The following is a 12,077-nucleotide window of genomic DNA, read 5'->3' as shown; positions in this document are numbered from 1 at the left end:
TCGTCATTCAGTAATCCTTGCGCTTCCTGAATGCCCAGCGCCCGGCAATCAAGGTAAAGGTCGCCACCAGCGCGACCAGGATCCAGAAGCCCTCCGGGTCGGTGGACAGCGGTACCCCACCCACATTCATGCCAAAAAAACCGGCGATGATATTGATCGGCAGCGCCAGCACCGTCACCACCGTGAGGGTGAACAGGGTGCGGTTGCTCTGTTCGTTGAGGTTGGCGGCGATCTCTTCCTGCAACAATTTGATGCGCTCGCCCAGGGCCGTCAGGTCGTTGATGATCAGCGCGAACTCTTCGGTGGATTTGCGCAACTCCTTCACGTCTTCCTTTTGCAGCCATTGCGGCGGCCGGTTGAGCAGGCGCAACAGCGAGCCCGGTTCCAGCGCCAGCAGGCGTTGCAAACGCACCAGCACGCGGCGCGCGGCACCGAGTTCGGCGCGGTTGGTGGACAGGCGCGAGGACAGCAACTGGTCTTCGATCTGGTCGACGCTGAGGCTGGTCTTGCGCACGATTTGCGTCAGTACTTCGCCCTGGTCGCGCAGCAAATGCACCAGCAACTCCAGCGGCGAGCGGAAGCGTTCACCGGCTTTCACCGACGAGCGCAATTTATCCACCGAGTGCAGCGGTTGCAGGCGCGCACTGATCAGCAGGCGACTGCGCGCACACACCCACAACGTGGAAATATCCGACGACACCATGCTGCTGAAGTTGAATACCACGTCGTTGACCACCGCCAACAGGGCGGAATCGACGTGCTCGATGCGCGTAGAGCGCGAGCCTTCGTGCAATGCTTCGAAGAACTCTTCGGGCAATTCCAGGTGGGCTTGCATCCAGCGCTCACAGGCGGCGTGGGCCAGGTTCAGGTGCAGCCAGAGAAAGGCTTGCGGATCGCCGGGTTGTTGCAGGTACGCAAGCGCGGTGGCCGAGTCAATCTGCTCGCCCTTTTCGCCGGGCAGAAAGCGGAAACCGTAAAGCAGGCCAAACAGATCGGGATCCTGATGGGCGTGATCGATGCTGTGGTTCATGGAGGCTCGCAGACAAAGCGCCTGTAGGACGTTTCACAGGTTCGCATGCGCGAATCATTGCAAGGCGCGATGACGGTTATGTGACGGTCTGGCGAGCGCCCATAAAAAAACGCGCCACCCGGAGGTGGCGCGTTTTTGAGTTTGAACTCAGGTGTCTAGCTTGTCTTCCAGCACGGCGCCTGTTTTGGCGTCGAGCTTCACTTCCCATTTCTTGCCAGTGGTGTCGGTCAGGTCCACTTCGTAGACCAATACGCCGCTGTTATTGTGGTCCAACTCGGTGTCGTTGATCGTTGCGCCAGCGTGTTTGGCGACGGCCGCAGCGTTCAGTTGATCGAACTTCATCACGGCACCGGACTTGAGCAGGCCTTCAATGTGATCCGGACGAACATCAGCCTGTGCCAAACCGGCGGTCAGGGTCAGGGCAGTGGCGGCGAACAGAGTGGTCAAGGTTTTCATGGTGTGTGTCCTTCTGGTTGAACTGTTTAAGTGGCGCCAGATTAACCGGCGCAACTTAACTCATGCTTAATGGCTGACTGCCACAAACGCCTCAGTACTTATGGTCGTTCAGCAGGTCCTGCACGCTGGACGACGGCCAGCGCTTGTAAAACTTCAGCAGTTCGGCAGCGCGGTTGGTAAAGATGCCATCGACGCCGGCCTTCATCACCTTGTCGAAATCAACCGGTTCATCCACGGTGTACACATGCACCAGCAGGCCCTTGTCGTGGGTCAGCTGGTTCATTTCAGGCTTGACCAGGTCGGTGTAGCTCTGGTCGCCGTGGTCGGTCAGCTCCGCCGAAGGGCCAGTGCCGATGGCGCCCAGGCTCTTGGCCTGGTCGACCCATTTTTCGAACTCGGCCGCGTCCTTTGGTTCCTGCTTAGCGTAATAGGCGGCTTTGGTCGGCTCGCCGGATTCGGCGAAGGGCACTTTGGACTTCGGTTCGATGCTGCCTTCACCGACCCACAACAGCAGGATCTTCGGCGTGTTGGGCATTTCTTTCTGCAGTTCTTTCAGGCTGGCCACCTCGAAAGTTTGCAGCACCACGCGGCCCTTGCCTTGGCCGACACCGGTGTTGCTCTTGCCCAGCTTGGAGCCGGCGGAACTCAACCAGCCCTTGTCCAGCAGCTTGTTTTTCAGGTCGGCCTCGATGCCCGGAAATTGCTTGGGCTCCTTGGTCTCGATGTACAAGCCGGGTTTGTGTTGCGGGTTGCCTTCGGCAATTTTGATGATGTCATCCAGGCTCTGGATTTTCAGGCCGACGAAACCAGGGCGTGCGCGGTCCGGGTAGGCGGCGTTGAACCAGGTGCCGGCGTCGAGGGTTTGCAGCTCTTTCCAGGTGAACTCGTTGGCCGGCGCGTCTTTGCGCTCGGGGAACTTGGTCGCCACGTCGGTGGTGCGTTGCAGGTTGTTGTCGTGCAGGGCGAACAATACGCCGTCCTTGCTGCGCTGCAGGTCCAGTTCCAGATAGTCGGCGCCCAGGTCGCGCGCGACCTTGTAAGCGGCGGCGGTGGACTCGGGGGCGTCATAGGAGGCGCCACGGTGGGCGATCACGGCAGGGTAGGGAATGCCTTCGTTTGTCGCCAATTCAGCCGGGCTGATGGGGTCGGCAGCCTGTGCAGGGCCAAGGCCGAGCATCAGCGCCAGCAGCAGGGCACTCCCTAGAGTGGCGGGTACCGGGCCGTTGGTTAACGTGACAGGCATATGCGAAGTCCTTTCGTGGAGGTAACTTTGAGAAGGTGTCCTTTTTAACAATTGATTGCGAAAGGCGCTATCACCAAACCGACATTAACGTGTGCGCGGGCCAATTTCGTCGGTTTTTTTGTGATGCATTGCAGTACTCTTAGCCGAAGCTGTCCCGTTAGAGGACGGTATTTTCTGCCACGCGTGTAAACCATCTTTCCAGTCCCAGTAGGACTTTTCAGTGAGGTTTACCATGCGCATCACTTCCGAACTTATCTGCCAGGCCGCCGACCAACTCCACGGTTTTGTAGGCCTGAATCGCAAAACTGGCCAGTACATCGTGCGTTTCAGTGAAGACGCCTTCGGCATGGACGTGGCCGATGACGGCATCATCCCCACAGCCGAGTTCGTCTGGGAGCCTGCTGCCGACCACAGCATGATCCTGTCCCGAGCGCGCATTCAGTTGCTGCTCGCACAGAACATTGACGATCGCATCAACATCAGCGAACCGCTGCGGGTGTATATGCGCCGGGTTGAGATCCCGCAGATCAGTGCGGTGCGTAGTTTGGTCAGTTAAGCGCAGGCCATTTGCAGCGTAGGTATCTACACAGCTTTGGCACGGCCCTGAACCTGTGACGGCCCAGGAGCCGAAGCCTCTCTAACTGATGCCCCGCGACCTAAATGTGGGAGGGGGCTTGCTCCCGATGGCGGCCTGATAGCCGACCATGATGTTGGATCAGAGCGAGTACATATCCGTTGCTGCGGTAACGGCGGCTTAGGGTTCCGCCCTTACGGCCAGCCCTTTCAAGGTCTTTGATAAAATCCCGCAAAACTCCAATCAGGGCGACGAAAGCGATGTGGGCAGAGGTTCTAGCGCGGTTTGAGAAAAAAGCACCGACCAGTGTCATGACCAGAGTGGTATTGGAGCAGGCTGTTCCTGCTGAGTGGGTCGACCAGGTGTTCGAAGAGCACCGTCAGCGGCAGTACCCACGAGAGCTTTTGTTTTCAACCATCGTTGAACTGATGTCCCTTGTTTCATTGGGTTTGCGACCTTCGCTGCATGCCGCCGCGCGACAGATGGAAGATCTTCCTGTCAGCTTGGCGGCGCTGTATGACAAGGTCAGTCGTACAGAGCCTGCGCTACTGCGCGCCCTGGTTACCGGTAGCGCAGAGCGTTTGGCACCGACGATAAAAGAACTGGGGCACACAGCCATTTTGCCTGGCTGGCAACTACGGGTCGTTGACGGTAACCACCTGCCTTCCAGCGAAAAGCGTCTGGACGCTTTGCGCCGTGAACGAGGCGCCGCCCGGCCTGGTTTTTCCGTTCTGGTTTACGACCCCGATCTGGACCAGGTCGTTGATCTTCAGCCTTGTGAAGATGCCTATGCCAGCGAACGCGTCAGCGTGCTGCCGTTGCTGGAAAAGGCCAACGCGGGGCAACTGTGGATGGCTGATCGACTCTACTGCACGCTCCCAGTCATGGAGGCCTGCGAAGATACCGGGGCCTCGTTCATCATTCGCGAACAGAGCAAACATCCACGCTTGCTTAAGGAAAGCGACTGGCAGCTGCCTGTTGCGGTCGCGGCAGGCAGCGTGCGTGAGCAAATCATCGAAGTAAAAGGTGGACGCCAGTGGCGGCGAGTCGAACTGAGCCTGCAAAACCCCACCGAATCCGGCGACACCACGCTGCTGTTCTGGAGCAACTTGCCCGACTCTATCAGTGCTGAGCAAATCGCCGATTTGTACCGCCGTCGTTGGAGCATCGAAGGGATGTTCCAGCGCCTGGAAGCGGTGTTGGACAGTGAAATCGAAACCTTGGGCAACCCTAAGGCAGCCCTGTTGGGATTTGCATCGGCCGTGCTGGCTTACAACGTTCTGGCCGTGCTCAAACGCAGCGTCGAACAAGCTCATCGCCAAACTTTGCCCGACGATTGGGAGGCATCGATTTTCCACCTGACGGTGCAGGTACGCAGCGGTTACGAGGGAATGCAAATAGCCTTGCCAGAATATTTATCCATCCCTATCCCCGCAGCGGGGCTGGCTCAATATCTGCTTGCACTTGCTCGAAATATCCAGCCCAAAGCGGTCGTCAAGAGCAAGCGAGGGCCGAAGGTGCCTAAACCCAAGGAATGGCTGGAAGGCAAAGCCGCGAATGCCCATGTGTCGACGGATCGGGTGCTCAAGGCCGCTAAAATCAAAAGACCTTGAAAGGGCTGGCTCTTACAGCGGGTCACTTTTGGAAGGACCGGAATGCCGGCCCAGCCAAAAGTAACCAAAAGGTCCTCGCCCCACCACTCGGTGCCTCGCCTAGGCTCGGCATGCCCGAACGCAGGCTTGAATCCGTGGGCCGCCGCCATGCGCCATCCATGGCGCAGGGCGGCTAACCCGGCGTCCTGCCGGGTTACCTACGGATTCAAGCCAGCGTTCGGCCAGCGTGGTTTAACGGGGCGCCTAAGAGCAAGATCAAGATCAAAAGCAAGATCAAAAGCGACTCGCTTCGCATCGTGGTTACCGTAGGCTGCTACACAGTTGTGTAGATACCTATGCATTTTGCAGACGCACGATCATTCAGTGTGGAAGCTATAGGCCCGCTCCACCTTGCACACGCGGGTATGAAACGCTGTGTACCAGAGGGAGCGCCCTTGCTCGCGCACCTGCTGATGTTCGGCCTGCTGTTTCCAGGCCAGGATCGCCGCTTCGCTGCTCCAATAAGACACGGTGATCCCCAGGCCCTCTTCCCGCGCCGATTCCACGCCCAGAAATCCCGGCTGTTCACGCGCCAGTTCCAGCATGCGCGTGGCGGCCTGACCGTAGCCCTGGTCGCCATCGGTGCGCAGTGAGCTGAAGATTACCGCGTAGTAGGGCGGCGCCGGCGTTCTGGCGATCATGCCGAGGCCTCCTGGCACGCCGTGAGCAGGGCAATCGCCAGCGGCGGCGTGATGCCTTTGAGGGCGGCGCGTTCGGGTTGGAACAGGGTGGCGACGAAAAACGGGTGGTTCAGCAGCTCCACCGCTCGAAGGTCGTTTGCAGCGTCGTGACCGCTGGCAATCATCTCTCCTTCAAGCAGTGCATGAGCGAACTCGGGGTTGATGCCGTAGCGGCACCGATAACCTTCGTGGATATCCAGGCTGCCATAGGCTTGCGCGATACGGGTGTAGGGCTCCAGGCGCACGGTGTCGTCGGCCTCCACCAGCGCACAACTCAACGGCGTGATGACGGCACGTTTAGCGCCCGGTACCAACTCGCCGTGTTCGGCATCCGCCCAGCCCAGCACGTTGCGGGCATATTCCAGCACCGCGTGCTGAAAACCACCGCAAGTGCCGAGGAAAGGCCGTCGCTGTTCGCGGGCGAACCGGATGGCTCGCAGTGCGCCTTCGGTGTCGCGATACGGGCTGGCGGGCACGCACCAGAAACCGTCGAACCCGTGCAGCGAGGCCGTGGCGGTGATGGTGTCGGTGTCGAGCCATTGCACCTTGACGCTCAGCTTCAAGGCTTGGGCTGCTTGTTGCAGCGCCACGGGAATGGCCTGGTGCGCAATCACGTCAGGGTTGTAATCGCCGATCAGAGCGAGGTGCAGCGGGGCGTCTTTCATCGTGTGATCCCATGGCTTGTGGTGTCCTGAGGGGCACTATAGATTGGCGCTCACGCAATCAATATTGGCATTTTCTCACATGCTCAATGCAGCCGTGCACTATCAAGTCGACTATAACGACCTGTCGCTGGTCCTCGCCCTGGTTCGCGGCGGCACCCTGGCGCGGGCTGCCGGGCTGCTGCGGGTGGATGTGTCCACAGTGTTCCGGGCGGTGCGGCGCCTGGAAGCTGCCCTTGGCCAGACGTTGTTTGAAAAAAACCGTGCCGGTTATCTGCCCACCGGATTGGCCACCCACTTGGCGCAACAGGCCGAGCGCGCAGAACTTGCCCTAGAGGCCGCGCGCATCGGTGTGGAGCAGGGCGGGGAAGTGATCAGCGGCACGGTGCGCCTGACCTGCACCGACGCTGTGCTGCAAGGTCTGCTGCTGCCGGCCCTGGCCAAGTTCATGGCGAATTATCCGGCGTTGATCCTGGAACTGAGCACCTCCAATGATTTCGCCAACCTCAGCCGCCGCGATGCCGATATCGCGCTGCGTCTGACCAGCAAGCCGCCGGAGCATCTTGTCGGACGTTGCCTGGGGACGGTGACGTATCAGGTGTGCGCCAGCGCCGACTATGCGCGTCGGCATGCAGGCCAGGAGCTGGCTGACCTGGTCTGGATCGCGCCGGACGACTTTTTACCCGACCATCCCACAGTGGCCTGGCGCCGTGAGCATCTGCCGGGCGTGCGTCCCGGTTATCGTTGCAACAGCATGCAGTCGGTGGCCGAGTTGGTGCGCGCCGGGCTGGGGGTGGCGGCGCTGCCGGATTTTCTGATAGGCGATGGCCTGCAACCACTGGGCTGCGCATTGGCAGGGCATGACACGGCGCTATGGCTGTTGACGCGCCCCGACTGCCGGGCGTTGCGTTCAGTGGTGACCCTGTTTGATGAGCTGGGGCGACATGTAAGCGGGTTGCGCAATTAGGTTTTGCGCACAAATTGCTCATGTATTTCGCACGTCAGGGTTTCGATACGTTCGGTCAGCTGTTTAGTCATTTCCGTCAGCCGCGTGTTTTGTTCCAGTAGCTCCAGCAACTGTTTGGTGGTTTGTGCGGCCTGGGCCTGGCGGGCGGTGTTGGCGGTGGCCAGGGCTTCGCGGTGTTGTGCGTCGGCGTCGGACTGGGCTTTGTCGCGCGCAGCCTGGCGCGTCTGGGCCAGCAGGATCAACGGCGCGGCGTAAGCGGATTGCAGGCTGAAGGCCAGGTTGAGCAGGATGAATGGGTATACATCGAAGTGGGTAATGCCGGTAGCGTTCAGCACCACCCACAGCACCACAATGGCGGTTTGCGCGCCGAGGAAGGTCGGTGTGCCAAAGAACCGCGCAAAGGCTTCGGCCTTGAGGGCAAAGGTATCGTTGCCAAAGGTCGGTGCCAGGTGGGCGTGATGTCGGTGGAAGCGCAAGGGGTCGACAGGGGTTGGGTCGGGTTTTTCTGAGGTCATGGCGGGCTCGAGTCGGTGGCGTGAGGCATCACGCACTATAGACCCAGCCCTCGGCCCGCACATGAAGAAGCCGTCAGCGGTTGCCCCGCTCGTTGGCAAACGCGCTCACCGCCTGTACCGCCTCGCTGGTGCCTTCACGGATCTGCAGGATCACCGTACCGGCCTGGTTGGCCAGTTCCACGCCTTGGGCCGCACGGTCGCGGGTGGCGTCCATGCTGTCGATGGCCTGGCGGGTTTCGTCCTGGATCATGGCGATCATGCCGGAAATTTCCGCTGTGGAGCCGCTGGTACGCGCCGCCAATTGGCGTACTTCATCGGCCACCACGGCAAAGCCACGGCCTTGCTCGCCCGCGCGGGCCGCTTCAATTGCGGCGTTGAGGGCCAGCAGGTTGGTTTGGTCGGCGATGCCGCGAATGGTGTTGACGATGGTGGTGATCTGTTGCGACCGCTCGCCCAGCTTGGCGATCAGTTGCGAAGAGGCGTCGATATCAACGGCGATGTCGCGCATGCCGGTGGCGGTTTTCTGAATCACCTCGGCGCCTTTTTCGGCCATGTCCTGGGTGTTCAGCGACAGGTGATAAGCCTGCGCAGCGCTTTGCGCGTCGGCCGCATGCTGTTGCACACGGGCCGTAACGTCCGAAGCGAACTTCACAACTTTGCACAGGCGCCCGCTGGCGTCGTACACCGGGTTGTAGTTGGCCTCCAGCCACAGCGTATTGCCGTGCTTGTCCACCCGCTCGAACTGGCCGCTGAACAGTTCACCCTGGTTCAGGCGCTTCCAGAACTCGCTATAGGCTGGGCTGCTGGCCAGCGCCGGGGTGCAGAACAGGCGGTGATGCTTGCCCTGGATCTGCGCCAGGCTGTAACCCATGCGCTGCAGGAAGTTGGCATTGGCGGTGATGATGGTGCCATCGAGGTTGAATTCGATCATCGCCATGGCGCGGTCGATGGCTTGCAGCTTGGCATTGGCTTCACTTTCGGCTTGCAGGCGGGGGGTGACGTCCATGGCGTACTTCACCACTTTGACCACGCGACCGGCTTCATCGCGTACCGGGTTGTAGCTGGCTTCCAGCCACACCGATGCGCCGTTGGCGCCTACCCGTTCAAAGGTGCCGGACTGGAATTGGCCGTTGCGCAGATGTGTCCACAGCTGGTTGTAGTCGGCGCTGCGCGCGAACGCCGGTGTACAGAACATCCGGTGGGGCTGGCCCAGGATCTGGTCGGCGCGGTAGCCCAGGGTCTTGAAGAAATTGTCATTGGCGCGCAGCACGGTGCCCTGCACATCGAATTCGATAACCGCCATCGAGCGCTCGATCGCGTCCAGCAGGCTGGCCTGTTGCGCAGTGGTGTGTTGCAAGGCGGTGATGGTTTTTTTGTAAGCGTTGAATAGCATGATCGGAAGCTCGAGCAGGCATGCGTATGAGGGATCCATGTAAATGCGCCTGACCCCGTAGGGCACCTGGGCCTCACGGTTGACTTGCTCATTGTCAGCTCCTTGTGCTGACAGAGGGGGGTGGAACAACGGGTTCAGAGTGATCGGCCTGCCAGGAAGTTCGCCTTCGGGGCGGCACATTTCTGGCGAGGCGACCAATGGCGGCATTGTGCTACTGCGGCGGACTGACCTCATAGCCTGCAAGGAACAGATCAATCGCCGATTCGATCACATGAGCCTGGGACGTTGCGTCGAGGGTAGGCTGGCCAAGGGTGATCTGCGGCCAGAACGCAAAGGCTTTGAGCAGGCTTTGTATCTGGTGAGCTGCGAACGCCGGGTCTTTGCAACTCAGGCGGCCGTCTTCCTGGGCGGCACGAACCCATTGGGTAAAGCCTTCTTCGCGCTCGCTCAAGCGGTTGACCATGTCTTGGGCCCGTTCCGGCGAATGAATGGTGGCCGCGATGGCCACGCGTGCCAGGTCGAGGAAGTTGGCATCCGCCATCATCTTCATTTTCGCTTCCAGCAACCCACGCAGTTGATTGCGCAGTGGTTGGTCGCGGCTGTACGCCACATCCAGTTGCGCGGCGCTGCTGGCCCACAATTGGTGCAGTATTTCGGCGAACAGCTCTTCTTTACTGGGGAAGTGGTTGTAGACCGTGCGCTTGGAAACCCCGGCCGTGGCGGCGATCCTGTCCATGCTGGTGACCTCGAAGCCATGCTCGCGAAATTCGGCGATGGCCGCCGCTACGATGGCTTCGCGTTTACGGTCGGTGAGGCGTTGGGAGGCAGTCATGGAGGAGGTTTGGCTCAAAAATGAAATTACACTCGGCAGTTTACTTGCTTCGAGTTTTGTTGCAATGTAGAAACTACACTGTGCAGTGTAATTTATGAGCGGACGCAGGAGTCACTCTGTAATGGCTACGATTTCAACACGTGTTGACCCGACACCCACTGCGCTCAGGCCTGCCGAGCGCGACCAGGGGCATTTCACCAACGACGCGCCGGTGCCCCACGGTGGCTTTGGCAAGACCTTGCGTATTTTTTGGAACATGTTGTTTAACAAGCCGCGCACCACAAGGCCGGTGGGCAACATCCCGGTACAACCCCTGACCCGCGAGCACTTGGCGGCAGCCCCTGATCACAGCGTGTTCCGCCTGGGCCATTCAACCGTGTTGTTGAAAATGCGCGGTAAATTCTGGATCACCGACCCCGTGTTCGCCGAGCGCGCCTCACCGTTCAGTTGGGCCGGCCCCAAGCGTTTCCACCAACCCCCGATCAGCCTGGAAGAGTTGCCGCCATTGGAAGCGGTGATCCTTTCCCACAATCACTACGACCATCTCGACCGCACAGCTGTGATCCAATTGGCCGACAAGACGCGGTACTTTCTTGCGCCCTTAGGTGTGGGAGACACCTTGGTCAAATGGGGGGTGGACGCCGCCAAGGTGCGGCAACTGGATTGGTGGCAGGGCACCGAGGTTGATGGCATTCGTTTTGTTGCCACGCCGGCGCAGCATTTTTCCGGGCGTGGCCTGTTTGACGGCAACCAGACCCTGTGGTGTTCCTGGGTGATGATCGATGACGCGCGGCGGATCTTTTTCAGCGGCGACACGGGTTATTTCGACGGCTTCAAGCGGATCGGCGAGCAATACGGACCGTTTGACCTGACCCTGATGGAAACCGGCGCCTATAACGTCGACTGGCCTCATGTGCATATGCAGCCGGAGCAAACGTTACAGGCGCATATCGACCTCAGGGGCCGCTGGTTGCTACCGATTCACAACGGCACCTTCGACTTGGCGTTTCATGCCTGGCACGAGCCGTTCGACCGCATCATGGCGCTGGCCTGGGAGCGCAATGTGTCGATTACTACGCCGGCGATGGGGCAAGCGTTCCGGCTCAACCAGCCCGAACGAGGGCGTGCGTGGTGGTTGGAGGTAGAGACTCAGGATGTGAAAGAACAGGCTGCGGGTTAGCTAAAGAGCCTGTGAAAAAGGTGTTTTTCAGGGTGTTTCGACTCTGCGACAAACGTCAGAAGAGAGTGCGATGATCCGTCGGAAAGTTAATTTCGAGGGGCGTTGCAATGAACGAGGACTGCAAGAAACTCTGGCGATTGGGCATGCCGTGCCTCTCAGCATCGTCGCTCGCCGTATCAGGCGAGCATGCCGATCCTGGTTCTTCAACCGTCACCCAGGCGCGAACCGATAACGCCAGCCCCGGTGCTATCGTTTTCGGTGCAGGACGCGCTGAGGGGACGGTACTCATACCCGGCTATAACGCCTTGCCTCCAATGATCAAGCCCACGCGAGACCCCGCGTTATCACTGGTTGCCCTCAGTGGTGTCGACCCCACTGGCCCCGTGATGGTTGAAGTGCCCCTGGTGCAAAACAACAGCGCTTTTACTGCCTCTCCTGTGCTGGCGGGGTGGCGCATCGGCTATGCCATCCGCTACGTACGCGGTGGGCATGTTGAACCCACGGACCAGCGTGCAACCTTGCACCGTGCCTTCGTTATCCTCGGCCAAGCGGGTGTGCAATTAGTCGCAGTGGACGCGCAGCGTACGGACGACCCGCTCGAATCCGGTACGGCCATCGATGCGCTCGTGGCCAGTCATCGTTTGGATGCCCTGGTGTCAGACGATCAGAGTGCGGCGTTTCATGCTGCTCGCAGAAGTGGATACCCCAGCGCCTGTCAGGCACTGGAGGATGGTACCCAACTCTGGTTTTACGGGGCCCGCTGGGCGGCTGATCGCGTGCAGGTCCTGCTGCGAACTTACCGCCAGCTTCTATCAACTGTCGCGCCTACACCGGGGACGGAATGATCATACCGGGCAGCAGGATTCGCCTGGATAGCGACGCCGGAACAGCCT

Annotated in this window: 13 protein-coding genes; 5 read left to right on the top strand and 8 right to left on the bottom strand. The window is 60.0% G+C overall.

Features of this window, described 5'->3' with window-relative positions:
- Nucleotides 1-7: 7 nt before the first annotated feature.
- From C4J91_RS21080 to C4J91_RS21070, 3 genes are all read right to left on the bottom strand, one after another.
- Nucleotides 8-1,030 carry a transporter gene (locus tag C4J91_RS21080; protein WP_124364081.1) on the bottom strand — a complete coding sequence of 341 codons (1,023 nt, stop codon included), beginning with the start codon at nucleotides 1,028-1,030 and terminating at the stop codon, nucleotides 8-10.
- 147 nt (nucleotides 1,031-1,177) lie between these two features.
- Nucleotides 1,178-1,486, bottom strand: coding sequence for a PepSY domain-containing protein (locus C4J91_RS21075; RefSeq protein ID WP_124364080.1), 309 nt, complete (start codon nucleotides 1,484-1,486; stop codon nucleotides 1,178-1,180).
- A 91-nt stretch (nucleotides 1,487-1,577) separates the two neighbouring features.
- Nucleotides 1,578-2,729, bottom strand: a complete 1,152-nt coding sequence (locus tag C4J91_RS21070; RefSeq protein WP_124364079.1) for a glycerophosphodiester phosphodiesterase family protein — start codon at nucleotides 2,727-2,729, stop codon at nucleotides 1,578-1,580.
- Nucleotides 2,730-2,961: 232 nt separating this feature from the next.
- Here C4J91_RS21070 and C4J91_RS21065 point away from each other — a divergent pair, with 232 nt between their 5' ends.
- Nucleotides 2,962-3,285 (top strand): DUF2025 family protein, encoded by a 324-nt coding sequence (locus C4J91_RS21065; RefSeq protein WP_124364078.1) that lies wholly within the window; start codon nucleotides 2,962-2,964, stop codon nucleotides 3,283-3,285.
- Between the two features lie 329 nt (nucleotides 3,286-3,614).
- Entirely contained in the window at nucleotides 3,615-4,916 is a 1,302-nt protein-coding gene (locus C4J91_RS21060) for an IS4 family transposase (protein ID WP_124364077.1), read from the top strand.
- 356 nt (nucleotides 4,917-5,272) lie between these two features.
- Here C4J91_RS21060 and C4J91_RS21050 read toward each other — a convergent pair whose 3' ends face one another.
- Together C4J91_RS21050 and C4J91_RS21045 are read right to left on the bottom strand one after the other, a co-directional pair.
- Nucleotides 5,273-5,596, bottom strand: coding sequence for an antibiotic biosynthesis monooxygenase (locus tag C4J91_RS21050; RefSeq protein ID WP_124364076.1), 324 nt, complete (start codon nucleotides 5,594-5,596; stop codon nucleotides 5,273-5,275).
- Nucleotides 5,593-6,300 carry a CTP synthase gene (locus tag C4J91_RS21045; RefSeq protein WP_124364075.1) on the bottom strand — a complete coding sequence of 236 codons (708 nt, stop codon included), beginning with the start codon at nucleotides 6,298-6,300 and terminating at the stop codon, nucleotides 5,593-5,595. Before C4J91_RS21045 ends, C4J91_RS21050 begins: the two co-directional genes overlap by 4 nt.
- 79 nt (nucleotides 6,301-6,379) lie before the next feature.
- On the opposite strand from C4J91_RS21045, the gene C4J91_RS21040 reads away from it, so the two are divergent.
- A complete protein-coding gene (locus C4J91_RS21040) occupies nucleotides 6,380-7,264 on the top strand; it encodes a LysR family transcriptional regulator (RefSeq protein ID WP_124364074.1) in 885 nt (294 codons plus the stop codon).
- On the opposite strand, the gene C4J91_RS21035 is transcribed toward C4J91_RS21040, so the two are convergent.
- From C4J91_RS21035 to C4J91_RS21025, 3 genes are all read right to left on the bottom strand, one after another.
- Nucleotides 7,261-7,779 carry a DUF1003 domain-containing protein gene (locus C4J91_RS21035; RefSeq protein WP_124364073.1) on the bottom strand — a complete coding sequence of 173 codons (519 nt, stop codon included), beginning with the start codon at nucleotides 7,777-7,779 and terminating at the stop codon, nucleotides 7,261-7,263. The genes C4J91_RS21040 and C4J91_RS21035 overlap by 4 nt on opposite strands.
- Before the next feature lie 73 nt (nucleotides 7,780-7,852).
- On the bottom strand, nucleotides 7,853-9,172 hold the full coding sequence (locus tag C4J91_RS21030; protein WP_124365202.1) for a PAS domain-containing methyl-accepting chemotaxis protein: 1,320 nt from the start codon (nucleotides 9,170-9,172) through the stop codon (nucleotides 7,853-7,855).
- Between the two features lie 211 nt (nucleotides 9,173-9,383).
- A complete protein-coding gene (locus C4J91_RS21025) occupies nucleotides 9,384-10,004 on the bottom strand; it encodes a TetR/AcrR family transcriptional regulator (protein ID WP_124364072.1) in 621 nt (206 codons plus the stop codon).
- A gap of 121 nt (nucleotides 10,005-10,125) precedes the next feature.
- On the opposite strand from C4J91_RS21025, the gene C4J91_RS21020 reads away from it, so the two are divergent.
- The gene (locus C4J91_RS21020; protein ID WP_124364071.1) at nucleotides 10,126-11,184 is read left to right on the top strand and encodes an MBL fold metallo-hydrolase; all 1,059 of its coding nucleotides are present in this window, start codon (nucleotides 10,126-10,128) and stop codon (nucleotides 11,182-11,184) included.
- A gap of 107 nt (nucleotides 11,185-11,291) precedes the next feature.
- Nucleotides 11,292-12,029, top strand: a complete 738-nt coding sequence (locus C4J91_RS21015) for a hypothetical protein (RefSeq protein ID WP_177412835.1) — start codon at nucleotides 11,292-11,294, stop codon at nucleotides 12,027-12,029.
- The last annotated feature ends 48 nt before the right edge of the window (nucleotides 12,030-12,077 follow it).

The sequence above is a fragment of the Pseudomonas sp. R3-52-08 genome (assembly GCF_003851745.1).
Taxonomy (GTDB): Bacteria; Pseudomonadota; Gammaproteobacteria; order Pseudomonadales; family Pseudomonadaceae; genus Aquipseudomonas.
Note: the sequence above shows the minus strand (reverse complement) of the source record. Positions and strands in the feature narration are given on the sequence as shown.